A 24,939-nucleotide genomic window follows, 5' to 3' on the forward strand; every position below is an offset into this window, starting at 1 on the left:
CGTTGCGAGATGAAACTGATTATCTGGCTTCGAGCAATTCAACCCCGCGGGAGTATCCTATGCGCATCGACGCCATTTCAATCGGTAATAATCCACCTGAAGACGTCAACGTTATCGTCGAGGTTCCTGTTGGCGGTCATCCGATCAAGTATGAAATGGACAAGGAGGCCGGCACGCTGGTCGTCGATCGTTTCCTCTACACGCCGATGACCTATCCGGGCAATTACGGTTTCGTACCGCACACCCTGTCTGAAGACGGCGACCCGATCGACGTGCTGATCGCCAGCACCCGGCCGCTGGTTCCGGGCTGCGTCATCAACGTGCGCCCGATCGGCGTCCTGAAGATGGAAGACAATTCCGGCAAGGACGAGAAGATCATTGCCGTGCCGTCGCCGAAGCTGACGCTGCGTTACGAGAAGGTAAAGGACTTTACCGATCTTCCGGAAATCACACTGAAGCAGATCGAGCATTTCTTCGAACACTACAAGGATCTGGAGCCCGGCAAGTGGGTGAAGATCTTCGGCTGGGGCGATTCCAAGGAAGCCGGCCAGCTCATCATCGAAGCCGTCGAGCGGGCCAAGAAGGCGAAGGGCTGAACCCTCAGCCTAATAACGCTTCGAGCTTTTTTATCAAATCCTCCGGGTCGCCTTCGATCCGGAGGATTTTTTTGCGAGCCGTCTCGCCGGAGACGAGACTGATGCTGGATTTCGGAATGCGCAGCGACCGGGCGATCAGCAGGATCAGCGCCTTGTTGGCCTTGCCCTTCTCGGGCACTGATGTGACGCGTGCCTTCAGCAGGGTTTCGCCGTCGCCATCCGCCTCGACGCCATCGATCGCGTCACGCCCGCCATTCGGCGTCAGCCGAACGGCAAGGCGCAGATGATCGTCAAATATCTTCCAAGGACGGTTCACATACGCACGCCGAAGACTGGCGCGACGCTGGTCGCCAGCAGCATGCGGATGAAGAAGATTATCAGCAGCAGAATGATCGGCGAAATATCGATGCCGCCGAGATTGGGCAGAAAGCGGCGGATCGGACGCAGGGCAGGTTCGGTGATGTTGTAGAGGAACGTCCCAATCTGATTGACGAATTGGTTATGGGAGTTAATGACGTTGAATGCGTAGAGCCACGAGAAAATGGCGCTGCCGACCAAAATCCAGATATAAATTTGCAAAGCTAAATCAATAGTGGCCAGCAGTGCATACATCGTCATCTCCAAATTCGTTGTTGACAGACATGTAGACATTGGCGACTAAACGGGCAAGTGCCGTGTCGAAACGCATGGCAGATCATGTTTAACGGGCGGCCTCGCAGCCATTCCGGCGCCCGCTTCCTCGGACAAGGCCCATGTCGTTTTCGCCCACCGGAGACCGTTTCGCCGCGTTTCGGCATTCGTCCTACACGCGCTACTTCTTTGCGCGTTTCCTGCTTTCCTTCTCGCAGCAGATCGTCAGCGTCGCCGTCGGCTGGCAGATGTACGACCAGACGGGCAAGGCGATCTATCTCGGCCTGATTGGTCTCGTGCAGTTCCTGCCGTCGCTGCTGCTCATCCTCGTCACCGGTTCGGTCGCCGATCGGCACAATCGCCGGGCCATCGCCGCCTTCTGCTCGCTGGTGAGCGCGCTCTGCACGCTGGCGCTGCTGATCATGACGGCAACGGAGACCTTCGCGCCCTGGCCGGTCTTTGCGGTGCTCCTTATTTTCGGGATCGAGCGCGCCTTCATGTCTCCCGCGGTGCAGTCTCTCGCACCCAATCTCGTGCCCGAGCACGCCCTTTCCAATGCGATCGCCTGGAATTCGTCGTCCTGGCAGCTTGCCGCGATCACCGGACCTGTTATCGGCGGCCTGCTCTACGGGGTCAGCGCGACGACCGCCTATACGGTGGCGGTCATCTTTTCCATTCTCGGGGCGGCTCTTCTCTTCATGATCCCGAAGCCGGAACAGAAGACGACGGGTGAGGCCAAGAGCTGGGCGATGATCCTCGGTGGCTTCAGCTTCATCCGTGCGGAAAAAGTGGTGCTCGGCGCGATTTCGCTCGATCTCTTCGCCGTTCTGCTCGGTGGCGCCACTGCGCTGATGCCGATCTTCGCACGGGATATCCTGACGCTTGGCCCCTGGGGCCTTGGATTGCTGCGCGCAGCACCAGGGCTTGGGGCTATCGTCATGGCGATCTTCCTCGCCGCCTACCCGCTGAAACACCGCGCCGGTCTCTACATGTTCATCGGCGTTGCCCTGTTCGGTGTCGGCACCATTATCTTCGGCGCCTCGACCAATACCGAAATTTCGATCGCAGCACTGGCGCTGATGGGCGCGGCCGACATGGTGTCGGTCTATGTGCGCGAGAGCCTGATCGCGCTCTGGACGCCGGATCAGCTCCGCGGCCGGGTCAATGCGGTCAACATGGTCTTCGTCGGCGCTTCCAACGAACTTGGGGAGTTCAGGGCGGGCACGATGGCATCGGTCTTCGGCGCGGTGCCGGCAGTGATCATCGGCGGGATCGGAACTCTGGCGGTTGCGGCGATCTGGGCTTCCAGTTTCCCGAAGCTGCGCCGGATCGACACGCTCGACGCGCCCGCCTGACCGCTAAATGGGATTATGCGTGCAGAGTAATAGACGATGTCGCCTTCGCCGACTTTCCCTCGAAGACGAGATCGAGGAATTCTGTCAGCCAGGCTCTCAGCGGCGCGTCGAACAGCATGCGGCCTTCGAGGTGTTCGCGGCCCTGCTGGGCGTTCGGCAGAATGAAGCGGTGCGCGCCGTGCACGACCCAGCGATGCATCATCACCCGGGTGAGCTCGGCATGGAACTGCAGGCCCCAGGCGTTGCCGTCATAATGGAAGGCTTGGTTCGGGTAGGCATCGCCTTCGGCCAGCAGGTCGGCGCCGTGTGGCAGCTCGAAGCCTTCGCGATGAAAATGATAGACCATCTTCGGCCAGTGCATCAGCAGGCGGCCCTTCTCGGTCGGGTGCAGCGGGTACCAGCCGATCTCCGTCGAGCCGTCGGCATTCGGCTGCACCTTGCCGCCGAGATGACGCACCAGCATCTGGGCACCGAGGCAGATACCGAGAAAAGGGCGTTTTTCCCGTAGCGGGACCTCGATCCAGTCGATCTCCTTCTTGACGAAGTCATCCGGATCGTTGGCGCTCATCGGTCCGCCGAAGACGACGGCGCCGGCATGCTCTGCGAGCGTCGTCGGAAGCGGATCGCCGAGGACCGGGCGACGGATGTCGAGGCAGTAGCCTTTTTCGACCAGCAATTGCCCGACACGGCCGGCACTGGACCGCTCCTGATGCAGGACGATAAGGATCGGGCGCCGGTCGCGGTCCGGATTTTGCTCAGTCGGCATCATCTTGCGCAACCTGGATATCCGTGACCCTGGCGGCGGCCTCCTGCCGCTTCTGGATGCGTTCGCGTGAGGAGACCCCGAGCAGATCGGCGATACGCCAGATGACATGGTCTTCCATCTCGCTGCGCTCGCCATCGGCGTAAACGATGTCCCAGAGAATGCCGATCAGCTCCAGCCGTTGCTCGGTATCGAGATGGCGTTTCAGATCGGCGGTGAAGCGATAATAGTCGACGGCGGAGCTTTCGGCTTCGAGGCCGGCGGCCATCAAAGCATCGAGCTGCTTGCTGTCGAGCGAATACTGCTCCTTCAAGAGCTTGCGCAGCCGCTTCTTTTCACTGGCCTTGATCTGACCGTCGGCTTCCATGACCTGCATGCAGAGTGCTGCCACTGCGATGCGCGGGTCATCGGGGGCAAAGCCTTTCTTCGGACGATCGGCGGTGAGATTCTGGAAGAATGCCTGAAAGCGTTCGAACATGCGGGTTTCGTTCCGTGTCAGAAAAGGCGAAGCCGTGTCTTGGGTTCCGGTTCCCTCCTGGGATCGCGAACGCCGGGATCATCCGGCAGTCCGCCGAAAAAGGGCTTTGCTTCGTTCGGTGCCGGCGCTTTGTCGCTGGCGGTGGATTCGACGGGTTTCGGCTTTGCCGGTGCCGGTGCCGGTGCCGGTGCCGGGCGCACGGCCTCGGCGATCGTTGCGGCGCGTTCCAGCTCAATGATGCGGTGATCGTTGACCGGGCTTCCCGGCCTGACGTCACGCAGCGGCGGCAGGGTCTTCAGAGCCGTTTCGATCGAGGCGGGCGCCGAACCGTCTTCGAGCGGCCCCTCGATCTGACCGAAGGGAGCTTTCCATTCGAAGGCGTCGAGACGGCCGGTGACCGGCGACACCGGCAGCCATTTGTCGGAGACGAAACCATCCGCCACCCAGGCGGGATCGCGCGGGGCTTTCAGTGCCTGTGCCAGCCAGTGGCGCACGCGGCCCTGGTCGCCGGTCTCGGCTTCCTCGATGTCGGCCAGGAGCAGGAAGGCGGCTTCACGCGGCTCAATACGCGCCGCTGCTTCCGCCTTGGCGCGCGCCTTGGCGAATTCCTGCGCGTCGAGCGCCGCCTGGGCGACGATGAGAAGAGATTCGACATTGTTCGGGCGCATCGCTTCCAGCCGTTCGGCGCGCTTCAGCCGGTCGAGCGTGGAATCGCCGCTGCGGGCTCTGACATAGGTCTGGCCAATCTCGGGATGAGGCGCCGATTTCCACACCTGTTCGAGGATCGAAGCGGCCTTGCGCAGACCGCCTTCGCGGAACAGTGCCTTTGCGGCAATGAGAGCGGCCGGAACGAAATCGGCGGCGAACTTCAGCGCCTGCAGGGCGTCGTCGCGGGCACCGGCCGGGTTGCCTTCCAGCTTCTCGGCGGCGCGTGCCGTCAGGAGCACGGCGTGCAGGCGGTTGGCCTCGGGTTTTTCGACGACGCGGGCGGCCTTCTGCTGCTCGAGCAGACGGATCGCATCATCCCAGCGGCCAGCCTGGCTGCGATATTCGAGGGTCGCCTGGGCGGCCCAGGGCAGATAGGGCGCGGTGTCGGCGGCCTTTTCGGCATATTGGCGGGCGGCTTCGTTGGCTCCGAGACGGCGGGCTTCGAGATAGAGACCGCGCAGGCCAAGCTCGCGCGTTTCCGGGTCATTGGCCATGGCTTCGAACTTGGCGCGGGCCTCGTCATGACGGCCCTCGATCAGCGCAGCCTGAGCCTCGAGCAGATTGATCAGCGGCTCCTGATCGGCGCGGATGAGGCCGCGCGAACGAGCGGCCATCTTGCGGGCGAGCAACGGATTTCCGGCGCCGGCGGCGATCAAGCCGGTCGACAGCGCCTGATAGCCGCGATCGCGCTTGCGGGCGCGGAAATAGCGGGTCACCGAATGCGGCGAAGTCCACACCAGGCGAACGAACCACCAGGCGATCATCACGGCGGCGATAAGGGCGATGATCGCGCTGACCGCGACGATTAGTTTCGTCTGGTAGATCTGGCCCTCCCAGATCAGCGAGATGTCGCCAGGACGATCGGCGAACCAGGAGAAGCCGTAGGCGAGAGCCAACACGAAGAGGGCGAAGACGACAAGACGGATCAGCATGGTCTTATCCTTCCTTGCCTGTGCCGGAAACCGCTTTCGATAGCGCCCCGCCGACCAGTTCCTCGACACGGATGCGCGCTTCCAGCGACTGCTTGAAGGCGGCGGACGCCTGTTTGCCGGGCGGTGGTAGAGCGTTCCATTCGGCGGAAGCGCCGGGCAGATCGCCGTTCTTCACCTTGTCCTCCAGGCGGGCGGCGATCGCTTCGACGCTCTCACCTTCGATATTGCCGACCGGACGGACCTTGACCAGCGATTTCGCGCTCGCCATCAGCCGGTCCGACCAGCTCTGGTTCGGGTCCGGCTGGTTGACGGTTTCGACGATGGTGGTCGCAACGTCGGGAACCTGGCGCATCAGTTCGGCGCGCGAGGGAACGCCTGTCTCGGCAAAGCCACGCAGGTCGGTGACGGCAGGATCATCGGGCGCGACGCCGGCGAAGGTGTCGAGTTCGGCCATGAACGGGCCGCCGCGATCGATCGCTGCCTTCAGGGCGGCGGCCGCGATCGCCCGCGCGACGGCAACATCCTCGCGCGGTTCGTTGAGTTTCTTTTCGGCCTCGGCGAGGCGCTTGGCGATATCGGCATCGCTGCTCGTCCGCTGGTCGGAGGACTGGGCAAGCATCGAGCGCAGCTGATCGACCTGACTGCTCAGCTCTGCAATCTTCTGGTTGAGCGCCTCGACATTTGCAGGATCCGCCGATGGCGCCGCCGCGGGGTTCTTCGCAGCCGTTTCCAGCGCGGCGATCCGCGTCTCAAGCGCGCCGTCGTCCGCGCCTGCGGGATTGGCGGCAAGGTTGGCGACGGTCTGTTTCAACCCGTCGATCTCGCCGGAGAGATCGGCGCTCTCGGGCGAGGAGATCTCAGGCGCTGAGGAGCCCGGGAGGTAACCGGCATATTGAATGACGCCTGCGCCAAGCAGCGCCACGAGGCCGCCGAAAATGCCGGCCGCGATAAGACCGGAGGTGCCGGCGCCCCGCGGCGCGGGTTGTTCGGCAGGGGGCGTGAAGGAAGGTTCGGCGACTGCCGGCGTCTCCTCCTCCGGCTCCGATTCGGGCTTGCTTTCAGGTTCAGGCTGCGACGCCGCTTCGGTTTCGGGCGGCGGACCGAGATCCGCAGTGGGGCTATCGGCGTCGCCGGAATCATTGTTCACCGGCTTTTCGGTATCGGCTTCGGAGGCGAAGTCCTGTGCATCGAGGTCGATCGTGACCGGCTCATCGGCGCTCTTCGAATGGCGTGGCGGGTTTCCCGATACCATGAGGTCCTCTTTATCCTGCATTGCAACGAAACTAGACAGTGATGCCAATTAAGGGAAGAGGTTAGATCAAATTTGGGCGGTTTGAGCCTTTCCTGGTCAGATTGAAGCATTCTGTTGGCTCAAACGGAGTCGGATGGTCGACCGGCCGGCGCGCGTCGTAGCAAAGCTCTACGGCCAAGCCGGCCGGTCGATCAGGCGGCCCGTTTCAGCCAACCCGAAGGGCCGGGCATCTTTCCGCCAGGATCAAAGGCGATCGGCTCGGACGTACCAAGAGGTATGCCCGTCGCCAATCGCCTTTGCCCTGACGAAAACCTGCTCCGGCAGAATGCTTCAATCTGACCAGGAAAGGCTCAAAAGCCTTCAAAGCAGCGACAAAAGACTTTGCTCATCCGGCATGGATGAGATCGCCACAGTTTTTTTCAGGGACATCGGAATGGCCTGCGCCACCGCTTCGCTCAGGCAGAGAAGACGGATTTCGCGGTGTTCCGACAGGGCTGATCGCAGCTCCGCCAGGTGAAAAAAATCTTCCACCGTCTGCCGGGAATAGAAGAGAACGGCGTTAGGGCGGCGGCCGGAAAAGAGAGCTTCGATCTCGGCCGGGCTCGGAGCGACCGGCGTCATGCGATAACATTCGACGACCGAAAAGCGGATTCCGAGTTGGCACAATCTTGTTTCGAACGTTTCGGCGCGCGGCATGCCGGCGAGGTAGAGTAACTCTTCTGTTGACTGTGCGGCGACGAGATCGGCGAGATCGCGGCCGTTGCCTGCGGCCGCGGCGACCGAGCGGAAGCCGAGACGGCGCGCCTCTTGCGCCGTCATCTCGCCGACCGCAAACAGCGGCCGGAGAAGATGTGGACGAAGTTTCTCGCCGAGCGCGGACACGACCCTGACGGCTTCGGCGCTGGTCACCGCGATCGCGCCGCTGGTGGCTTCGAGCGCGCCTGCGGCTGCGGCACTGTCGTGCTGTGGCCGGCGCAGCGGCAGCAGCAGAGGCTCGTGGCCCATATCGCGCAGACGTTGTGCTGTTCTTGTCGCCGAATGCGCGGGGCGGGTGACGAGCACACGCATGGCCGCTTCAATGCCAGTCGTCGAAGAAGGTGCTGCCGGCTCTTGCGCGCACGTCCTGGCCGGCGCGGGTGCCGAGTGCCGCCGCATCGCGGCGGTGGCCGTCGGTCGTCACCGCATGCTGGCTGCGGCCGTCGGGCGTGAGGATCAGGCCGGAGAAGCGGATCAGGTCGCCCTCGCAGACGGCATAGCCGGCGATCGGCGTGCGGCAGGAGCCGTCGAGAGCAGCGAGGAAGGCGCGCTCGCAGGAGACCGTGTCGAAGGTCGCGGCATCGTTGACTGCCGCCAGCAGGTCATCGATTTTTGTATCGCCGACACGGCTTTCGATGCAGATCGCCCCCTGCGCCGGCGCCGGTGGGAAGGTGTCGGGGTCGAGGATATCGGTGATCACCTCGACCTTGCCGAGCCGTTTCAGGCCGGCCAGCGCCAGCAGGGTCGCATCCGCCTGCCCTTCTTCAAGCTTGCGCAGCCGGGTTTCGACGAGGCCGCGGAAGGTGATGACGTTGATGTCTGGCCGCATGCGGCGGATCAGCGCCTGGCGGCGCAGCGACGAAGAGCCGACGGTGGCGCCATGCGGCAGGTCGATGAGCTTGCGCGCGATGCGGCCGACGACGGCGTCGCGGATATCCTCGCGCGGCAGGTAGGCAGAGAGGTGAAGGCCGTCCGGCAGGTGCGTCGGCATGTCCTTGGCGGAGTGCACGGCATAATCCAGCTCGCCTGACACAAGTTTCTGCTCGAGCTCCTCGGTGAAGAGACCCTTGCCGCCGATCTCGGCCAGCGACCGATCGGTAATGCGGTCGCCCTTGGTGGACAGCACCACGATTTCGAACATCTCTTCGGGCAGATTATGCGCCGCCATCAGCCTGTCACGGGCCTCATGCGCCTGGGCAAGCGCCAGCGGGCTGCCCCGTGTGCCGATCCGGAAAGGTTTTGTTTGCATCCGCTCTGTTCCGTTGTTACCGGAATTCTCGTAAACGGGTTTCCGTTCCATCGCAATGAATGAACAGGCCACATGGTTCCCTTTCTGCGCATCCTCGGCATCGAAACAAGCTGCGACGAGACCGCCGCGGCCGTTGTCGAGCGTGATGCGGAGGGGCATTGCAACGTCCTGTCGGATGTTGTGCTTTCCCAGCTCGACGAGCACAGCGCCTATGGCGGCGTGGTGCCGGAGATCGCCGCGCGCGCCCATGTCGAGGCGCTGGACGAGCTGATCGAGCAGGCGCTGAAGCGCGCCAATGTGTCGCTTGATGATGTCGACGCCATCGCCGCCACTTCAGGCCCGGGCCTGATCGGCGGATTGCTTGTGGGATTGATGACCGGCAAGGCGATCGCCAGGGCCGCCGGCAAACCGCTCTATGCGGTCAACCATCTCGAGGGCCATGCGCTGACGGCGCGGCTGACCGACGGGCTCTCCTTTCCCTATCTGGTGCTGCTGGTCTCCGGCGGCCATACCCAGCTGATCCTGGTGCGCGGCGTCGGACAGTATGAACGTTGGGGCACGACGATCGACGATGCGCTCGGCGAAGCTTTCGACAAGACGGCAAAACTGCTCGGCCTGCCCTATCCCGGCGGCCCGGCGGTGGAGCGGATGGCGCGCGACGGCAATGCCGATCGCTTCGATTTTCCGCGCCCGCTCGTCGGCGAGGCGCGGCTGGACTTCTCCTTTTCCGGCCTGAAGACGGCGGTGCGGCAGGCGGCGCAGGATATCGCGCCGCTCAGCGATCAGGACGTGGCGGATATTTGCGCCTCGTTCCAGCGGGCGATTTCGCGCACGCTGAAGGACCGCATCGGCCGCGGCCTGCAGCGGTTCAAGAGGGAGTTCCCGACGACCGGTGGGAAGCCGGCGCTGGTCGTTGCCGGCGGTGTCGCCGCCAATCTCGAACTGCGCGGTACGCTGCAGGCGCTCTGCGACAAGAACGGCTTCCGCTTCATTGCGCCGCCGCTCAGCCTCTGCACCGACAATGCGGTGATGATCGCCTGGGCGGGGCTCGAGCGCATGGCGACGGGCGTAGCGCCCGATACACTCGACGTGCAGCCGCGTTCGCGCTGGCCGCTCGACGCCAATGCCGAAACGCTGATCGGCTTTGGAAAGAGAGGAGCCAAGGCATGAGCGAAAAGATCGCCGTCATCGGATCGGGTGCTTTCGGGACGGCGCTTGCCGCCGTCATCGCCCTTGCCGGCCGCAGCGCCGTGACGCTCGTCGGACGCAAGCCATCGCTGATGGCCGATCTGAAGAGCGAACGGCTGCATGATGCCGTGCTGCCCGGCATTGTCCTGCCGGAAACGCTCGAATTCTCCGCCGAGACGGAGGCGGTCGCCGGCGCCTCCATCGTGCTCTTTGCGATGCCCTCGCAGGCGCAGGCCGATGCGGCGCGGCAATATGGTCCCTATCTGTCGAGGGATGCCGTTGTCGTCACCTGCGCCAAGGGCATCGAGCGGGCGACCGGCAAACTTTTGACCGACATGCTCGAGCGGGAACTGCCGGATCATCCGGTCGCGGTTCTCTCCGGTCCGGGATTTGCCGCCGATATCGCCAAAGGGCTGCCGACGGCGATGGCGATCGCGGCTGATGACATGGAGACGGCCGAGCGGCTCGCTCAGGCGATCTCCGGGCGGACCTTCCGGCTCTATGCTTCCACCGATCGCATCGGCGTGCAGCTCGGGGGCGCGCTCAAGAATGTACTGGCGATCGCCTGCGGCATCGTCGAAGGCCGCGGCATCGGCGAATCCGCCCGCGCGGCGTTGATTGCCCGCGGTCTCGCGGAAATGTCGCGTTTCATCGTGGCCAAAGGCGGTCAGGCCGATACGGTGCGCGGACTTTCCGGTCTTGGCGATCTGGTGCTGACGGCGACGAGCCAACAATCGCGAAACCTGCGTTTCGGCATTGCGCTCGGGCGCGGCGAAAAGACCGATCCCGCGCACGGCGCGCTGGTGGAGGGTGCGTTTGCCGCTTCCGTCGCCTCCCGGCTTGCCGTGGAGCTTTCGATCAGCATGCCGATCACCGATGCCGTTTCCGCCATCATCGACGGCCGGCTCGATATATCGGACGCCATCGAGCAGTTGATGACGCGTCCAATCACCACCGAATAGGAGAATAGACATGCTTTTCGCCCTGCTCTGCAAGGACAAGCCGGGACATCTGAACGTCCGCATAGAGACGCGGCCGACGCATCTTGCCTATCTCGACAAGCTCAATGCCGAAGGCAAGCTCTCCATGGCCGGCCCTTTCCTTGACGACGAGGGCAAAGCCTGCGGCAGTCTGGTGCTTGTCAAGGCGGAGACGGCACAAGAGGCAAAGGCGCTCGCCGATGCCGATCCTTACGCCATGGCCGGTTTGTTCGAAAGCGTCGATATCAAGCCCTTCAACTGGGTCTTCAACAAGCCGGAGGCGTGAGCATGGCGCATTGGCTCTATAAATCCGAACCTGCCTCCTGGTCCTGGGAGCAGCAGAAGGCCGCCGGCGACAAGGGCACCGAATGGACCGGCGTGCGCAACTATCTGGCGCGCAACAACATGCGGGCGATGCAGATCGGCGACAAAGGGTTCTTCTACCATTCCAATGACGGGCTGGAGATCGTCGGCATCGTCGAAGTCGCAGCGCTGTCGCATCCCGACTCCACCGCCAGGGGCGATCCGAAGTGGGATTGCGTCGATATCCGCGCCGTCATGGACATGCCGAAGCCGGTGACGCTGAAGGACGTCAAGGCGAACCCGACGCTCGCCAAAATGTCGCTCGTCACCTCCATGCGCCTTTCCGTGCAGCCGGTGACGGATGACGAATGGGCCGAAGTCTGCCGCATGGGCGGGCTCGACAATCCGCCGCGCTGACTTTGAAGACCGATCCGGAAGCCTTCATTCGCGCCAATACCAGTCTGATGCCGCCGCCGCATGTGCCGGAGATTTCGCTCAATCTGGCGAGCGAGGCACATGAACTCTGGCTGAAGACCGAAGAGGAGCTGGAAGCCATCGGCCTGCCGCCACCCTTCTGGGCTTTTGCCTGGGCGGGCGGGCAGGGGCTGGCGCGCTACATCCTCGATCATCCGGACATGGTGCGTGGCAAGCGGGTGCTGGATTTTGCCAGCGGTTCCGGCCTTGTCGGCATTGCGGCCGTCATGGCCGGCGCCCGCGAGGTGTTGGCTGCCGATATCGACTCGTGGGCAAAGACGGCGATCCGGCTGAATGCCGAGGCCAATCATGTTGCGCTCGGGTTTACCGGCGCCGATCTGGTCGGTGCGCGTATCGAGGCGGATATCGTGCTTGCCGGCGACGTCTTTTACGACCGCAGCTTTGCCGCTGCGCTCGTTCCGTGGTTCGCGAGGCTGGCGGCCGAGGGCAGGCTGGTGCTGGTCGGCGATCCCGGGCGAAGCTACCTGCCTCGGGACCGGCTGGAATTCTGCGCGGTTTATCAGGTGGCGGTGACGCGGGCGCTGGAGGACAGCGACGTCAAGAAGACGACCGTATGGCGCTTCGCGCCGGGTTGAAGAGAATTTTAAGGCCGGATGACGCAGACATTGGCTTCATAGGAGCAGGGGTCGTCCTGGATGGCGACGTCGATGATCTTCGCCTTCGGCGCCAGCGGCTCAGGCCGGGCTGCGGGATAGTAGCCATAGCCGTTGCCCCCGACATAGGTCCCGCCATCGGTTTCGTAGACATAGGAAGATCCGGCATAGGTGCCGCCGCCATATCTGCCGGCGGCCTGGGGCAGGAGGACGACGAGGCTGCCGCGGGTGACGCGATTGGCCGTCGCCGGCGAAAACCGCTCCAGCATCGGCATCCGCTTTCTGCCGTGTCGATGGCCATAGGCGCTGTCGAAACGAATGCCGCGATCGCGCCAGCTCAGCCTTTCACCGAGATAAAGTCCATCGTGAAAGGTGCGGTGATGACTGTGAAAGCGATGATCGTCGCGGCGCTCGCCCGCCATGGCAGGCACTGCTGCCACCGCGGCAAGGGTGAGCAAGGTAGCTCGCGAAAGAGTGCGAAACATGGATGCCGGCCTCCGGAAATGCAATCGTTAACAAATCATTAACGCCAGATTGCGCCAACAGCGGCAGCTTGTCCATGCGCGCCGGAAAAGGGGTCGAAATATTAAGCCGAAAAGCCCAGTTTCGTCGGCGCGCAAACTTCGCGGTAACCCGAATCGATTAAATTTAAAGCAGACAGCAATTGTGCTTGTCGTATCGCCTTCCGGTGATTAAACGTCGCATTTGATGCAACGCACACAAAGAATTCGTCATTCGTGTGGTTGACTGAGCATGCTCCGAAATCCGGGAGCGCAGAAAAGCCGCCGCGAGGTTCTGATGGCGAACGTGACAAATAACCGGCCCCTGTCGCCGCATTTGCAAGTCTATAAACTTATTCCCACCATGGTCATGTCCATCGTCCACCGCATCACCGGTGGCGCGCTCTACGTCGGCACGCTGCTGGTCGCCTGGTGGCTGATCGCGGCGGCAAGCGGCCAGAGCTCTTATGACTGGGCGAATTGGGTGCTCGGCAGCCTTCTCGGCAAACTCGTGCTGCTCGGCTACACCTGGGCACTGCTGCACCACATGCTCGGCGGTTTCCGCCATCTCATGTGGGACCTCGGCTACGGCTTCGAGAAGGAAGTCTCGACCAAGCTCGCCGTCGCCAACATCATCGGATCGCTCTGTCTGACCGTGCTGGTCTGGGCGATCGGCTTCCTCATTCGCTTCTGAAGGTCCTCTCATGGATATGCGCACCCCCCTCGGCAAGGTTCGCGGGCTCGGCTCCGCCAAGGAAGGCACCAGCCACTTCTGGCGTCAGCGGCTGACCGCGGTCTCCAATATTCCGTTGATCCTGTTCTTCGTCATCTTCATGATCACCTATGCCGGCGCGCCCTATGCGGATGTGGTTCGCGCCCTTTCGAACCCCTTCGTCGCGGTCGTCATGGGATTGATGGTGATATCGGGCGTCATCCATATGAAGCTCGGCATGCAGGTGATCATCGAGGATTACGTGCATGCCGAATTCGGCAAGATCGCTCTGCTGATGCTGAACACGTTCTTTGCGATCGTGATCGCCAGCCTCTGTCTCTTCGCCATTCTGAAAATCGCATTCGTAGGATAAGCTCGACATGGCACCGACTTCACCCGCCCAGAATGGCAAGGCCTACAAATATGTCGACCACTCCTATGACGTGATCGTCGTCGGCGCCGGCGGCGCGGGTTTGCGCGCGACGCTCGGCATGGCCGAGCAGGGTTTCCGCACCGCCTGCATCACCAAGGTGTTCCCGACCCGCTCGCATACGGTTGCGGCGCAGGGCGGCATCGCCGCCTCGCTGCGCAACATGACGCCGGACAGCTGGCAGTGGCATCTCTACGACACCGTCAAGGGTTCCGACTGGCTCGGCGACGTCGACGCCATGCAGTATCTCACCATGGAAGCGCCGAAGGCGGTCTATGAGCTCGAGCATTACGGCGTGCCGTTCTCGCGGAACGAGGAAGGCAAGATCTACCAGCGCCCGTTCGGCGGCCACATGCAGAATTACGGCGAAGGCCCGCCGGTGCAGCGCACCTGCGCCGTCGCCGACCGCACCGGCCACGCCATCCTGCATACGCTCTACGGCCAGTCGCTGCGCAACAATGCCGAATTCTTCATCGAATATTTCGCGCTCGATCTGATCATGTCGGAAGACGGCAGCCGCTGCACCGGCGTCGTCGCCTGGTGCCTCGATGACGGTACGATCCATCGCTTCGCCGCCAAGATGGTGGTGCTGGCGACCGGCGGCTACGGCCGCGCCTATTTCTCGGCAACGTCTGCCCATACCTGCACCGGCGATGGCGGCGGCATGGTGGCACGCGCCGGCCTGCCGCTTCAGGACATGGAATTCGTGCAGTTCCACCCGACCGGCATCTACGGTTCGGGCTGTCTGATCACCGAAGGCGCGCGCGGCGAAGGCGGTTACCTCGTCAACTCCGAGGGTGAGCGCTTCATGGAGCGTTATGCGCCTTCGGCCAAGGATCTTGCCTCGCGCGACGTCGTTTCGCGCTGCATGACGCTGGAGATCCGCGAAGGCCGTGGCGTCGGCAAGAACAAGGACCACATCTTCCTGCATCTCGACCATCTCGATCCGGCCGTTCTGCATGAGCGGCTGCCGGGGATTTCCGAGAGCGCCAAGATCTTCGCCGGCGTCGACGTCACGCGCGAACCGATCCCGGTTCTGCCGACCGTGCATTACAATATGGGCGGCATTCCCACCAATTATTGGGGCGAAGTGCTGAACGCCGATGGCGCCAATCCGGAGCGGATCATCCCTGGCCTGATGGCTGTGGGTGAAGCCGGCTGCGCCTCGGTGCACGGCGCCAACCGCCTCGGCTCCAACTCGCTGATCGACCTCGTGGTCTTCGGCCGCGCCGCTGCGATCCGCGCCGGCGAGGTGATCGACCGCGCAGCGCCGATCCCGCATCTCAACGTCGCTGCCTGCGACAAGATCATGGACCGCTTCGACGGTCTGCGTCACGCCAGCGGCGGCACGCCGACGGCTGTGCTGCGCGAGAAGATGCAGCGCGCCATGCAGGAAGACGCCGCCGTCTTCCGCACGCAGGAATCGCTGGAATCCGGCTGCCGGCGTATTTCGGCGATCTGGGGCGAAATGAAGGACATCAAGGTCACCGACCGATCGATGGTCTGGAACTCCGATCTCGTGGAAACGCTCGAGCTGCAGAACCTGATGGCAAACGCCATCACGACGATCTACGGCGCCGAGGCCCGCAAGGAGAGCCGCGGTTCGCACGCTCGCGAGGATTATACCGAAGGTGCATTCGCCGGCCGCGACGACGTCAACTGGCGCAAGCATACGCTCGCCTGGGTGAGCGAGGCAGGCGAGGTGAAACTCGACTACCGGCCTGTTCACACCGAGCTGATCGCTGAAGGCATCGATCCGCACAAGATCGAGCCGAAGGCGCGCGTCTACTGATCTCAAGAGGAACCTGGCATGGTTGAACTCGCTCTCCCCAAAAACTCCCAGATGCGCGAAGGCAAGGTCTGGCCGAAGCCGGCCGGTGCGACCAACACGCGCGAATTTCGCGTCTACCGCTGGAGCCCGGATGACGGCCAGAATCCGTCGGTCGACACATTCTACATCGATGTCGACGATTGCGGTCCGATGGTGCTCGACGGCTTGCTCTACATCAAGAACAAGATCGATCCGACGCTGACGCTGCGCCGTTCCTGTCGCGAAGGCATCTGCGGTTCCTGCGCGATGAACATCGACGGCACCAACACGCTTGCCTGCACCAAGGGCCTCGACGATATCACGGGCGCGGTGAAGATCTATCCGCTGCCGCATCTGCCGGTCGTCAAGGATCTGGTGCCCGATCTCAGCAATTTCTACGCCCAGCATCGCTCAATCGAGCCCTGGCTGAAGACGGTTTCGCCGACGCCGGCCAAGGAATGGAAGCAGAGCCATGAGGACCGGCAGAAGCTCGACGGTCTTTATGAATGCATCCTTTGCGCCTGTTGCTCGACCTCCTGTCCGAGCTACTGGTGGAACGGCGACCGCTATCTCGGTCCAGCCGTTCTGCTGCAGGCCTATCGCTGGCTGATCGACTCCAGAGACGAGGCGACCGGCGAACGTCTCGACAATCTCGAGGACCCGTTCCGCCTCTACCGCTGCCATACGATCATGAATTGCGCGCAGACCTGCCCGAAGGGCCTCAACCCAGCCAAGGCGATCGCTGAAATCAAGAAGATGATGGTCGAGCGCCGGGTCTGATCACTGCGGGAGTTCACCAGGGAGTCGGGCGGAGATACGGCGCGCAACACCTTCCTGACAAAATTCATGTGCAGGAAGTTTTGCAGCAGGGCAATTGAACTGTATCGTTTTTCGGTTAGGTGTTGTCGCAGGCAATTTCTGCAACCCGACTTGATTAACCAAAGCGAATTACGATAATCGAACTTGTCTCACGCCCGTTCTTTGCGGCGATAGCCGAATTCAGGAGTATGATGATGCAGTTGCGATATGCGATGACAGGTCTGGTGGTGGCTCTCGCGCTAGCCGGTTGTCAGCGTACGGCATATGATTATAGCTCCAACTCGAACGCCGGACCGGCGCCGTTGACGGCGCAGCCTGTCCCCTCCGTGCAGGGCGGTCAGCTTCCGCCGCCGACCGGCAGCTCGCAGTTTCCGGCCGCGCCGACGGCGACGGCGCCGTTGCCCGGGGCACAGTCCGGCGCCATGGCTGCGAATGCGCTCGACGTCACCAAGGAATCGATGGTCGGAAGCTGGCGCGTCAACGGCAGCTGCGATATGTTCCTGACGCTCACCAATCTCGGCAGCGGGTCGCGTGGCGGCACGCGCGGTTGCGTCGGCGAGCTGACGGCGATGGGCTCCTGGGAGGTCGCGGGCAAGCAGGTGCTGCTCAAGGATCGTTCGGGCAACCAGATCGGCAGCGTCTACAAGACAGCCGACAATCGCTTCCAGGGCCAGACGAATACCGGTCAGCAGATCAGCCTCAGCCGGTAAACCAGCTGCGCGGTAAACGATCCGGCGGCGCGCCGCTGATGACTGACAGGCGGACGTGCCCTCATGCAGCCAATGCCAGATTATACGCTCAGCGTTTGCGAACAGCTTAAATCGCTGACGCTTGCCGGTGCATTGCAGGTCGATTCCGCCCAGATGGAGGTGGCCAAAAGCCTGGATCGGGTGCTTGCCGGGCTGAAGCAACTGCGGCCGGCGGCCAAAGCGAGCGCGCTGGGTTGGTTGTTTGCCAAGAAGAAGAAAGCCGCCGACGGCATTAAGGGGCTTTACATTCACGGCAGCGTCGGACGCGGTAAGACCATGCTGATGGACATGTTCTTTGCCATGGCGCCGTGCAGGAAGAAGCGCAGGGCGCATTTCCATGAATTCATGGCGGATGTGCACAACCGTATCGCGGCACACCGGCTGAAGCTCAAGAACGGCGAGACGAAGCAGGCCGATCCGATGCCGCCGGTCGCCGCAACCCTTTACGAGGAAGCGGAACTGCTCTGCTTCGATGAATTCACCGTCACCGACATTGCCGACGCGATGATCCTATCGCGGCTGTTTTCCGAACTCTTCGCGCGGGGATGCGTGCTGGTCGCGACCTCGAACGTCGAACCGGACAATCTCTACAAGGATGGGCTCAATCGCGGCCTGTTCCTGCCCTTCCTCGCTCTGCTCAAGCAGCATGTCGATGTCGTCACGCTGGATTCGCCGACCGACTACCGGATGGAGAAGCTGAATAGCCAACCGGTCTATCTCGTGCCGATCAGCGAACATAACGACATGGCGATGGAGGCGTCCTGGACGCAGGCGCTGCATGGGCGCAAGGCGCAGCCGCTCGATATTCCGATGAAGGGGCGCTCCATCCACGTGCCGCTTGCCGCCGACCGGATGGCGCGCTTCTCTTTCGCCGATCTCTGCGACAAGCCGCTCGGGGCCGCCGATTTCCTGGCTATCGCCGAACGCTTCGATACAATCTTCCTCGATCACGTTCCCTTGCTCGGGCCGGAAAAGCGGAACCAGATCAAGCGTTTCATCATTTTGGTCGATACGCTCTACGATCATGCCGTGCGGCTTTACATATCCGCGGCGGCGTTGCCGGAGAACCTGCTCGTCCATCGCCGGGGCACCGAGGGCTTTGAATTCGATCGCACGGCCTCGCGCCTGTTCGAGATGCGGAGCGCGGAATATCTTGCGCTGCACCATGAGAAACGCGCCGCAGAGTAACACTGCAGTGGCAAAATCTCTTACGTTTACGTAAGAGATTTTGTATCTAAACGATTGAAAATGCTGCATCAAAATTAATGGATTGCCATTTTTAGCCTTTGGGTCTATGCGAGTGCGGCATTGGGCGGTGCCTTCAAGCGTCGTTCGACGAATTTGATCGCAAAGGAAACAGCGAAATGGCGCGTAACAAGATCGCACTCATTGGTTCTGGCATGATTGGTGGCACGCTGGCGCATCTCGCCGGCCTGAAGGAGTTGGGCGACATCGTCCTCTTCGACATCGCCGACGGCATCCCCCAGGGTAAGGGCCTCGACATCGCACAGTCCTCTCCGGTCGAAGGCTTCGACGCCAATCTGACCGGCGCCAGCGACTATTCGGCGATCGAAGGCGCCGACGTCTGCATCGTCACCGCCGGCGTCCCGCGCAAGCCGGGCATGAGCCGCGACGACCTTCTCGGCATCAACCTCAAGGTCATGGAGCAGGTCGGCGCCGGCATCAAGAAATATGCCCCGAACGCCTTCGTGATCTGCATCACCAACCCGCTCGATGCCATGGTCTGGGCGCTGCAGAAGTTCTCGGGCCTTCCGGCCAACAAGGTCGTCGGCATGGCCGGTGTTCTCGACTCTTCGCGCTTCCGTCTCTTTCTCGCCAAGGAATTCAACGTCTCCGTTCAGGACGTGACGGCCTTCGTGCTCGGCGGCCACGGCGATACGATGGTGCCGCTCGCCCGCTACTCCACCGTCGGCGGCATTCCGCTCACCGACCTCGTCACCATGGGCTGGGTCACCAAGGAGCGCCTCGAAGAGATCATCCAGCGCACCCGTGACGGCGGCGCCGAGATCGTCGGCCTGCTGAAGACCGGTTCGGCCTATTATGCGCCGGCTGCCTCGGCGATCGAAATGGCCGAATCCTACCTCAAGGACAAGAAGCGCGTCCTGCCTTGCGCGGCCCATCTGACCGGCCAGTACGGTGTCAAGGACATGTATGTCGGCGTTCCCACCGTCATCGGCGCCGGCGGCGTTGAGCGCGTCATCGAGATCGACCTCAACAAGACCGAGAAGGAAGCCTTCGACAAGTCGGTCGGCGCCGTCGCCGGTCTTTGCGAAGCCTGCATCAACATCGCGCCTGCCCTGAAGTAATCGGCGCTGAAGTAATCGAAACAGGGATAGACCCATGAACATTCATGAATATCAGGCCAAGGCTCTGCTGAAGGGCTATGGCGCACCGGTTGCCGAGGGTGTGGCAATTCTCAAGGTTGAAGAGGCCGAGGCGGCTGCCAAGTCGCTTCCCGGCCCGCTTTACGTGGTCAAGAGCCAGATCCATGCGGGCGGCCGCGGCAAGGGCAAGTTCAAGGAACTGTCGCCGGAAGCCAAGGGCGGCGTACGTCTCGCCAAGTCGATCGAAGACGTCGTTGCCAACGTCAAGGAGATGCTCGGCAACACGCTGGTGACTGCGCAGACCGGCGTAGCCGGCAAGCAGGTCAATCGCCTTTATATCGAAGACGGCGCCGACATCGAACGCGAACTCTACTGCTCGCTGCTGGTCGACCGCTCGGTCGGTAAGGTCGCCTTCGTCGTCTCCACCGAAGGCGGCATGGACATCGAAGCCGTTGCCCACGATACGCCCGAGAAGATCCAGACCATCGCCATCGATCCGGAAGCCGGCGTGACGGCTGCCGACGTCGCCAAGATCTCCGCCGCTCTCAAGCTCGAAGGCGCTGCCGCAGAAGACGCCAAGTCGCTCTTCCCGCTGCTCTACAAGGCCTTCAACGAGAAGGATATGTCTCTTCTCGAAATCAATCCGCTGATCGTCATGAAGAATGGCCATCTGCGCGTCCTCGACGCCAAGATGTCGTTCGACGGCAACGCGCTCTTCCGTCACGACGACGTCAGGGCGCTGCGCGACGAGACCGAAGAAGACGCCAAGGAAATCGAGGCTTCCAAGTGGGACCTCGCCTATGTTGCGCTCGACGGCAATATCGGCTGCATGGTCAACGGCGCGGGCCTCGCCATGGCGACGATGGACATCATCAAGCTGTACGGCAAGGAGCCGGCCAACTTCTGCGACGTCGGCGGCGGCGCCGGCAAGGAGAAGGTCGCTGCGGCGTTCAAGATCATCACCGCAGACCCGAAGGTCGAGGGCATTCTCGTCAACATCTTCGGCGGCATCATGAAGTGCGACGTCATCGCTGAAGGCGTCATTGCCGCGGTCAAGGAAGTCGGTCTCAAGGTTCCGCTCGTCGTGCGCCTTGAAGGCACCAATGTCGAGCTCGGCAAGAAGATCCTGAACGAGTCGGGTCTCGCGATCACGGCGGCTGACGACTTGGACGATGCGGCCAAGAAGATCGTCGCGGCGATCAACGGCTAATTTTGAGGGATCGGAAAGAATGTCTATTCTCGTCAATAAAGACACCAAGGTCCTTGTTCAGGGTCTGACCGGCAAGACCGGCACGTTCCACACCGAACAGGCGCTCGCTTATTACGGCACCCAGATGGTCGGCGGCATCCACCCGAAGAAGGGTGGTGAAACCTGGACCGGCGCAAAGGGCGAAAGCCTGCCGATCTTCGCGACCGTTGCCGAGGGCAGGGAAAAGACCGGCGCCGATGCGACCGTCATCTATGTTCCGCCGGCGGGCGCTGCCGATGCTATCATCGAAGCGATCGACGCCGAGATACCGTTCATCACCTGCATCACCGAAGGCATTCCGGTCATGGACATGGTGCGCGTGAAGGCTCGCCTCGACCGCTCCAAGTCGCGCCTGCTTGGGCCGAACTGCCCGGGCATCCTGACGCCGGAAGAATGTAAGATCGGCATCATGCCGGGCTCGATCTTCCGCAAGGGTTCGGTCGGCATCGTGTCCCGCTCGGGCACGCTGACCTATGAAGCCGTCTTCCAGACCTCCAACGAAGGTCTCGGCCAGACGACGGCCGTCGGCATCGGCGGCGATCCGGTCAAGGGCACCGAGTTCATCGACGTGCTCGAGATGTTCCTCGCCGACGAAGCCACGACCTCGATCATCATGATCGGCGAAATCGGCGGCTCGGCTGAAGAAGACGCGGCTCAGTTCCTGAAGGACGAAGCCAAGAAGGGCCGCAAGAAGCCGATGGCCGGCTTCATCGCCGGCCGCACGGCGCCGAAGGGCCGCACCATGGGCCATGCCGGCGCCGTGGTATCCGGCGGCAAGGGCGATGCTGAATCGAAGATCGCGGCGATGGAATCGGCTGGCATCAAGGTGTCTCCGTCTCCGGCCCGCCTCGGCAAGACGCTGGTGGAAGTCCTGAAGGGCTGAAGCCACCTATAGACCGGGCGGAGGAACGGCATCTGCGCCTTCCGCCCGGCTCGCATACGAGAGCAGCAGATGCGCCGCGGACAGGCGGCGATCGGAATGCGGCAGCCGGCGATCGATCCGGCAAATTCATCAAAGTCAGGAGGCGGACCGAAGCGTCCGCATATCACCATGGCACGGCAAGAAGCCAACGAGCAGTTTCAGATCACCTCGTTTCTGGATGGCGCCAACGCGGCCTATATCGAGCAGCTCTATGCGCGCTACGAAGAGGATCCGGCGTCGGTCGACGATCAATGGCGCGCCTTCTTCAAGGCGCTGGAAGACGATCCTGCCGATGTGAAAAAGGCGGCCAAGGGAGCTTCCTGGCGCAGGAAGAACTGGCCTCTGGCAGCCGGCGGCGATCTGGTATCGGCGCTCGACGGCGACTGGGGCATCGTCGAGAAGGTGATCGAGACGAAGGTGAAGGCCAAGGCCGCAGCCGAGGGCAAGCCTGCCGACAGCACCGACGTGCTGCAGGCAACGCGGGATTCCGTGCGCGCCATCATGATGATCCGCGCCTACCGCATGCGCGGCCACCTGCATGCCAAGCTCGACCCGCTCGGCATCGCCGCCGCCGTCGACGACTATCGCGAACTGTCACCGGAAAATTACGGCTTCACATCAGCCGATTACGACCGCAAGATCTTCATCGACAACGTGCTCGGCCTGGAATACGCGACCATCCGCGAGATGATCGAAATCCTCGAACGCACCTACTGCTCGACGCTCGGCGTCGAATTCATGCATATCTCCAACCCGGAAGAGAAGGCCTGGATCCAGGAGCGCATCGAAGGTCCTGACAAGGGCGTGGCCTTCTCCCCCGAAGGCAAGAAGGCGATCCTTGCCAAGCTCGTCGAAGCTGAAGGCTACGAGCAGTTCCTTGACGTCAAGTTCAAGGGCACCAAGCGCTTCGGCCTCGACGGCGGCGAATCGCTGATCCCAGCGCTGGAGCAGATCCTGAAGCGTGGCGGTCATCTCGGTCTGAAGGAAGCCGTGTTCGGCATGGCCCATCGCGGCCGCCTAAACGTGCTCTCCCAGGTCATGGGCAAGCCGCACCGCGCCATCTTTCACGAATTCAAGGGCGGCTCCTACGCACCCGATGAAGTCGAAGGCTCGGGTGACGTCAAGTACCATCTCGGTGCATCCTCCGACCGCGAATTCGACGGCAACAAGGTACACGTGTCGCTGACGGCAAACCCGTCGCATCTCGAAATCGTCGATCCCGTCGTCATGGGCAAGGCGCGCGCCAAGCAGGACATGAGCGCTACGGTGTGGGAAGGCGACATCATCCCGCTTTCCGAACGCTCCAAGGTTCTGCCGCTGCTGATCCACGGCGATGCGGCCTTCGCCGGCCAAGGCGTCATTGCCGAAATCCTCGGTCTTTCCGGTCTGCGCGGCCACCGTGTTGCCGGCACCATGCACGTCATCATCAATAACCAGATCGGCTTCACGACCAATCCGGCCTTTTCGCGCTCGTCGCCCTATCCGTCCGACGTCGCCAAGATGATCGAAGCGCCGATCCTGCACGTCAACGGCGACGATCCGGAAGCGGTCGTCTACGCAGCCAAGATCGCGACCGAATTCCGCATGAAGTTCCACAAGCCTGTGGTGCTCGACATGTTCTGCTATCGCCGCTACGGCCATAATGAAGGCGACGAACCGTCCTTTACGCAGCCGAAGATGTACAAGGTCATTCGCGGTCACAAGACCGTGCTGCAGCTCTATGCGGCGCGCCTTGTCGCCGAGGGCCTGCTCACCGAAGGCGAAGTCGAGAAGATGAAGGCCGACTGGCGCGCGCATCTCGAGCAGGAGTTCGACGCCGGCCAACACTACAAGCCGAACAAAGCCGACTGGCTGGACGGCGAGTGGTCGGGCCTGCGCACGGCCGACAATGCCGACGAACAGCGCCGCGGCAAGACCGCGGTGCCGATGAAGACGCTGAAGGAGATCGGCCGCAAGCTCTCGGAGATCCCGGCGGGCTTCAATGCGCACCGCACGATCCAGCGTTTCATGGAAAACCGGGCGAACATGATCGCGACCGGCGAGGGCCTCGACTGGGCGATGGCCGAAGCGCTCGCTTTCGGCGCGCTCTGCCTCGAAGGCCACAAGATCCGCCTGTCCGGTCAGGATTGCGAACGCGGCACCTTCTCGCAGCGCCATTCGGTTCTCTACGATCAGGAGACCGAAGAACGCTACATTCCGCTCGCCAATCTTTCGCCGACGCAGGCCCGCTACGAAGTCATCAACTCGATGCTTTCGGAAGAGGCCGTGCTCGGCTTCGAATACGGCTACTCGCTCGCCCGCCCGAATGCGCTGACGCTCTGGGAGGCGCAGTTCGGCGATTTCGCCAACGGCGCGCAGGTGGTCTTCGACCAGTTCATCTCGTCGGGAGAACGCAAGTGGCTGCGCATGTCCGGCCTCGTCTGCCTGCTGCCGCACGGCTATGAAGGCCAGGGTCCGGAGCACTCCTCGGCTCGCCTGGAACGCTTCCTGCAGCTCTGCGCGGAAGACAACATGCAGGTCGCCAATGTCACGACGCCGGCGAACTACTTCCACATCCTGCGCCGGCAGCTGAAGCGCGACTTCCGTAAGCCGCTGATCCTGATGACGCCGAAGTCGCTGCTGCGTCACAAGCGGGCCGTTTCGACTCTTGCGGAACTCGCCGGCGAATCGGCCTTCCATCGCCTGCTGTGGGACGATGCCGAGGTGATCAAGGACGGCCCGATCAAGCTGCAGAAGGACAACAAGGTCCGCCGTGTCGTCATGTGCTCCGGCAAGGTCTATTACGACCTTCTGGAAGAGCGTGAAAAGCGCGGCATCGACGACATCTATCTCCTGCGCGTCGAGCAGCTCTATCCGTTCCCGGCAAAGGCGCTCATCAACGAACTGTCGCGCTTCCGCAATGCCGAGATGGTCTGGTGCCAGGAAGAGCCGAAGAACATGGGCGCATGGTCGTTCATCGACCCGTTCCTCGAGTGGGTGCTTGCCCATATCGACGCGAAGTACCAGCGCGTCCGTTATACCGGCCGCCCGGCCGCCGCCTCGCCGGCGACGGGCCTGATGTCCAAGCATCTGTCGCAGCTCGCCGCATTCCTCGAGGATGCATTGGGCGGCTAAATAAAGGGGGG

General features: G+C 62.5%; 26 protein-coding genes. 17 read left to right on the forward strand and 9 right to left on the reverse strand.

Annotated features, from left to right (window positions below; all coding sequences use genetic code 11):
- Positions 1-59 precede the first annotated feature (59 nt).
- Positions 60-596: an inorganic diphosphatase gene (gene ppa / locus QWJ46_RS08910; RefSeq protein ID WP_064805467.1), complete on the forward strand. Its 537-nt coding sequence runs from the start codon at positions 60-62 to the stop codon at positions 594-596.
- Positions 597-600: 4 nt separating this feature from the next.
- Here the strand turns inward: ppa and QWJ46_RS08915 are convergent, their stop codons facing one another.
- Together QWJ46_RS08915 and QWJ46_RS08920 are read right to left on the reverse strand one after the other, a co-directional pair.
- Positions 601-912 carry a DUF167 domain-containing protein gene (locus QWJ46_RS08915; RefSeq protein WP_302750749.1) on the reverse strand — a complete coding sequence of 104 codons (312 nt, stop codon included), beginning with the start codon at positions 910-912 and terminating at the stop codon, positions 601-603.
- Entirely contained in the window at positions 909-1,208 is a 300-nt protein-coding gene (locus QWJ46_RS08920) for a YggT family protein (protein ID WP_184454776.1), read from the reverse strand. The genes QWJ46_RS08915 and QWJ46_RS08920 overlap by 4 nt, the downstream gene beginning before the upstream one ends.
- 140 nt (positions 1,209-1,348) lie before the next feature.
- On the opposite strand from QWJ46_RS08920, the gene QWJ46_RS08925 reads away from it, so the two are divergent.
- Positions 1,349-2,581 (forward strand): MFS transporter, encoded by a 1,233-nt coding sequence (locus QWJ46_RS08925; protein WP_302750751.1) that lies wholly within the window; start codon positions 1,349-1,351, stop codon positions 2,579-2,581.
- A gap of 13 nt (positions 2,582-2,594) precedes the next feature.
- Here QWJ46_RS08925 and QWJ46_RS08930 read toward each other — a convergent pair whose 3' ends face one another.
- From QWJ46_RS08930 to hemC, 6 genes are all read right to left on the reverse strand, one after another.
- The gene (locus tag QWJ46_RS08930) at positions 2,595-3,359 is read right to left on the reverse strand and encodes a glutamine amidotransferase (protein WP_184454778.1); all 765 of its coding nucleotides are present in this window, start codon (positions 3,357-3,359) and stop codon (positions 2,595-2,597) included.
- Positions 3,337-3,822 (reverse strand): TerB family tellurite resistance protein, encoded by a 486-nt coding sequence (locus QWJ46_RS08935; RefSeq protein WP_085779719.1) that lies wholly within the window; start codon positions 3,820-3,822, stop codon positions 3,337-3,339. Before QWJ46_RS08935 ends, QWJ46_RS08930 begins: the two co-directional genes overlap by 23 nt.
- Positions 3,823-3,839: 17 nt before the next feature.
- Entirely contained in the window at positions 3,840-5,462 is a 1,623-nt protein-coding gene (locus QWJ46_RS08940; RefSeq protein ID WP_302750754.1) for a heme biosynthesis protein HemY, read from the reverse strand.
- A 4-nt stretch (positions 5,463-5,466) separates the two neighbouring features.
- The gene (locus tag QWJ46_RS08945) at positions 5,467-6,735 is read right to left on the reverse strand and encodes a COG4223 family protein (protein WP_302750755.1); all 1,269 of its coding nucleotides are present in this window, start codon (positions 6,733-6,735) and stop codon (positions 5,467-5,469) included.
- A gap of 339 nt (positions 6,736-7,074) precedes the next feature.
- Positions 7,075-7,782 carry a uroporphyrinogen-III synthase gene (locus tag QWJ46_RS08950; protein WP_302750757.1) on the reverse strand — a complete coding sequence of 236 codons (708 nt, stop codon included), beginning with the start codon at positions 7,780-7,782 and terminating at the stop codon, positions 7,075-7,077.
- Positions 7,783-7,789: 7 nt separating this feature from the next.
- Positions 7,790-8,719, reverse strand: coding sequence for a hydroxymethylbilane synthase (hemC, locus tag QWJ46_RS08955; RefSeq protein WP_302750759.1), 930 nt, complete (start codon positions 8,717-8,719; stop codon positions 7,790-7,792).
- 72 nt (positions 8,720-8,791) lie between these two features.
- Here hemC and tsaD point away from each other — a divergent pair, with 72 nt between their 5' ends.
- From tsaD to QWJ46_RS08980, 5 genes are read left to right on the forward strand one after another with little or no spacing between them, the layout of a single operon-like run.
- On the forward strand, positions 8,792-9,889 hold the full coding sequence (gene tsaD / locus QWJ46_RS08960) for a tRNA (adenosine(37)-N6)-threonylcarbamoyltransferase complex transferase subunit TsaD (RefSeq protein ID WP_184454783.1): 1,098 nt from the start codon (positions 8,792-8,794) through the stop codon (positions 9,887-9,889).
- Positions 9,886-10,869 carry an NAD(P)H-dependent glycerol-3-phosphate dehydrogenase gene (locus QWJ46_RS08965; protein ID WP_302750761.1) on the forward strand — a complete coding sequence of 328 codons (984 nt, stop codon included), beginning with the start codon at positions 9,886-9,888 and terminating at the stop codon, positions 10,867-10,869. Before tsaD ends, QWJ46_RS08965 begins: the two co-directional genes overlap by 4 nt.
- A 10-nt stretch (positions 10,870-10,879) precedes the next feature.
- Positions 10,880-11,173, forward strand: coding sequence for a YciI-like protein (locus tag QWJ46_RS08970; RefSeq protein WP_064805448.1), 294 nt, complete (start codon positions 10,880-10,882; stop codon positions 11,171-11,173).
- Positions 11,174-11,175: 2 nt separating this feature from the next.
- Positions 11,176-11,607: an EVE domain-containing protein gene (locus tag QWJ46_RS08975; RefSeq protein WP_184454785.1), complete on the forward strand. Its 432-nt coding sequence runs from the start codon at positions 11,176-11,178 to the stop codon at positions 11,605-11,607.
- A gap of 2 nt (positions 11,608-11,609) precedes the next feature.
- Positions 11,610-12,260 (forward strand): methyltransferase, encoded by a 651-nt coding sequence (locus QWJ46_RS08980; RefSeq protein WP_302750886.1) that lies wholly within the window; start codon positions 11,610-11,612, stop codon positions 12,258-12,260.
- An 8-nt stretch (positions 12,261-12,268) separates the two neighbouring features.
- Here QWJ46_RS08980 and QWJ46_RS08985 read toward each other — a convergent pair whose 3' ends face one another.
- Positions 12,269-12,763: a hypothetical protein gene (locus tag QWJ46_RS08985; RefSeq protein WP_302750766.1), complete on the reverse strand. Its 495-nt coding sequence runs from the start codon at positions 12,761-12,763 to the stop codon at positions 12,269-12,271.
- 313 nt (positions 12,764-13,076) lie between these two features.
- Between QWJ46_RS08985 and sdhC the strand changes: the two genes are divergently transcribed.
- The 10 genes from sdhC to QWJ46_RS09035 all read left to right on the forward strand — a co-directional run bounded on the left by sdhC (position 13,077) and on the right by QWJ46_RS09035 (position 24,928).
- Complete coding sequence (gene sdhC, locus QWJ46_RS08990) at positions 13,077-13,472, forward strand: succinate dehydrogenase, cytochrome b556 subunit (RefSeq protein WP_184454788.1); 396 nt, start codon at positions 13,077-13,079, stop codon at positions 13,470-13,472.
- 10 nt (positions 13,473-13,482) lie between these two features.
- Complete coding sequence (gene sdhD, locus QWJ46_RS08995; protein WP_064805439.1) at positions 13,483-13,863, forward strand: succinate dehydrogenase, hydrophobic membrane anchor protein; 381 nt, start codon at positions 13,483-13,485, stop codon at positions 13,861-13,863.
- A gap of 7 nt (positions 13,864-13,870) precedes the next feature.
- Complete coding sequence (gene sdhA, locus QWJ46_RS09000) at positions 13,871-15,712, forward strand: succinate dehydrogenase flavoprotein subunit (protein ID WP_184454789.1); 1,842 nt, start codon at positions 13,871-13,873, stop codon at positions 15,710-15,712.
- Between the two features lie 18 nt (positions 15,713-15,730).
- Positions 15,731-16,510: a succinate dehydrogenase iron-sulfur subunit gene (locus QWJ46_RS09005; protein ID WP_302750772.1), complete on the forward strand. Its 780-nt coding sequence runs from the start codon at positions 15,731-15,733 to the stop codon at positions 16,508-16,510.
- 233 nt (positions 16,511-16,743) lie between these two features.
- Positions 16,744-17,259 carry a protease inhibitor Inh/omp19 family protein gene (locus tag QWJ46_RS09010; RefSeq protein ID WP_184454790.1) on the forward strand — a complete coding sequence of 172 codons (516 nt, stop codon included), beginning with the start codon at positions 16,744-16,746 and terminating at the stop codon, positions 17,257-17,259.
- A gap of 63 nt (positions 17,260-17,322) precedes the next feature.
- Positions 17,323-18,486, forward strand: coding sequence for a cell division protein ZapE (zapE, locus tag QWJ46_RS09015; RefSeq protein WP_302750775.1), 1,164 nt, complete (start codon positions 17,323-17,325; stop codon positions 18,484-18,486).
- 176 nt (positions 18,487-18,662) lie between these two features.
- Positions 18,663-19,625: a malate dehydrogenase gene (gene mdh / locus QWJ46_RS09020; protein WP_010034465.1), complete on the forward strand. Its 963-nt coding sequence runs from the start codon at positions 18,663-18,665 to the stop codon at positions 19,623-19,625.
- A gap of 34 nt (positions 19,626-19,659) precedes the next feature.
- Positions 19,660-20,853: an ADP-forming succinate--CoA ligase subunit beta gene (sucC, locus tag QWJ46_RS09025; RefSeq protein WP_064805431.1), complete on the forward strand. Its 1,194-nt coding sequence runs from the start codon at positions 19,660-19,662 to the stop codon at positions 20,851-20,853.
- A 19-nt stretch (positions 20,854-20,872) separates the two neighbouring features.
- Positions 20,873-21,775, forward strand: coding sequence for a succinate--CoA ligase subunit alpha (sucD, locus tag QWJ46_RS09030; RefSeq protein WP_302750778.1), 903 nt, complete (start codon positions 20,873-20,875; stop codon positions 21,773-21,775).
- A gap of 168 nt (positions 21,776-21,943) precedes the next feature.
- Positions 21,944-24,928 (forward strand): 2-oxoglutarate dehydrogenase E1 component, encoded by a 2,985-nt coding sequence (locus tag QWJ46_RS09035; protein WP_302750779.1) that lies wholly within the window; start codon positions 21,944-21,946, stop codon positions 24,926-24,928.
- The last annotated feature ends 11 nt before the right edge of the window (positions 24,929-24,939 follow it).

It is taken from the genome of Rhizobium sp. CBN3, assembly GCF_030518245.1.
GTDB classification, from domain to species: Bacteria; Pseudomonadota; Alphaproteobacteria; order Rhizobiales; family Rhizobiaceae; genus Rhizobium; species Rhizobium aethiopicum_A.

What these genes read in the sequence shown, in the direction of transcription:
- ppa (WP_064805467.1), top strand. Translation starts at nt 60, where the DNA reads ATGCGCATCGACGCCATTTCAATCGGTAATAATCCACCTGAAGACGTC.
- QWJ46_RS08920 (WP_184454776.1), bottom strand. Translation starts at nt 1,208, where the DNA reads ATGTATGCACTGCTGGCCACTATTGATTTAGCTTTGCAAATTTATATC.
- QWJ46_RS08925 (WP_302750751.1), top strand. Translation starts at nt 1,349, where the DNA reads ATGTCGTTTTCGCCCACCGGAGACCGTTTCGCCGCGTTTCGGCATTCG.
- QWJ46_RS08935 (WP_085779719.1), bottom strand. Translation starts at nt 3,822, where the DNA reads ATGTTCGAACGCTTTCAGGCATTCTTCCAGAATCTCACCGCCGATCGT.
- QWJ46_RS08940 (WP_302750754.1), bottom strand. Translation starts at nt 5,462, where the DNA reads ATGCTGATCCGTCTTGTCGTCTTCGCCCTCTTCGTGTTGGCTCTCGCC.
- QWJ46_RS08945 (WP_302750755.1), bottom strand. Translation starts at nt 6,735, where the DNA reads ATGCAGGATAAAGAGGACCTCATGGTATCGGGAAACCCGCCACGCCAT.
- QWJ46_RS08950 (WP_302750757.1), bottom strand. Translation starts at nt 7,782, where the DNA reads ATGCGTGTGCTCGTCACCCGCCCCGCGCATTCGGCGACAAGAACAGCA.
- hemC (WP_302750759.1), bottom strand. Translation starts at nt 8,719, where the DNA reads ATGCAAACAAAACCTTTCCGGATCGGCACACGGGGCAGCCCGCTGGCG.
- tsaD (WP_184454783.1), top strand. Translation starts at nt 8,792, where the DNA reads ATGGTTCCCTTTCTGCGCATCCTCGGCATCGAAACAAGCTGCGACGAG.
- QWJ46_RS08965 (WP_302750761.1), top strand. Translation starts at nt 9,886, where the DNA reads ATGAGCGAAAAGATCGCCGTCATCGGATCGGGTGCTTTCGGGACGGCG.
- QWJ46_RS08970 (WP_064805448.1), top strand. Translation starts at nt 10,880, where the DNA reads ATGCTTTTCGCCCTGCTCTGCAAGGACAAGCCGGGACATCTGAACGTC.
- QWJ46_RS08975 (WP_184454785.1), top strand. Translation starts at nt 11,176, where the DNA reads ATGGCGCATTGGCTCTATAAATCCGAACCTGCCTCCTGGTCCTGGGAG.
- QWJ46_RS08985 (WP_302750766.1), bottom strand. Translation starts at nt 12,763, where the DNA reads ATGTTTCGCACTCTTTCGCGAGCTACCTTGCTCACCCTTGCCGCGGTG.
- sdhC (WP_184454788.1), top strand. Translation starts at nt 13,077, where the DNA reads ATGGCGAACGTGACAAATAACCGGCCCCTGTCGCCGCATTTGCAAGTC.
- sdhD (WP_064805439.1), top strand. Translation starts at nt 13,483, where the DNA reads ATGGATATGCGCACCCCCCTCGGCAAGGTTCGCGGGCTCGGCTCCGCC.
- sdhA (WP_184454789.1), top strand. Translation starts at nt 13,871, where the DNA reads ATGGCACCGACTTCACCCGCCCAGAATGGCAAGGCCTACAAATATGTC.
- QWJ46_RS09005 (WP_302750772.1), top strand. Translation starts at nt 15,731, where the DNA reads ATGGTTGAACTCGCTCTCCCCAAAAACTCCCAGATGCGCGAAGGCAAG.
- QWJ46_RS09010 (WP_184454790.1), top strand. Translation starts at nt 16,744, where the DNA reads ATGCAGTTGCGATATGCGATGACAGGTCTGGTGGTGGCTCTCGCGCTA.
- zapE (WP_302750775.1), top strand. Translation starts at nt 17,323, where the DNA reads ATGCAGCCAATGCCAGATTATACGCTCAGCGTTTGCGAACAGCTTAAA.
- mdh (WP_010034465.1), top strand. Translation starts at nt 18,663, where the DNA reads ATGGCGCGTAACAAGATCGCACTCATTGGTTCTGGCATGATTGGTGGC.
- sucC (WP_064805431.1), top strand. Translation starts at nt 19,660, where the DNA reads ATGAACATTCATGAATATCAGGCCAAGGCTCTGCTGAAGGGCTATGGC.
- sucD (WP_302750778.1), top strand. Translation starts at nt 20,873, where the DNA reads ATGTCTATTCTCGTCAATAAAGACACCAAGGTCCTTGTTCAGGGTCTG.
- QWJ46_RS09035 (WP_302750779.1), top strand. Translation starts at nt 21,944, where the DNA reads ATGGCACGGCAAGAAGCCAACGAGCAGTTTCAGATCACCTCGTTTCTG.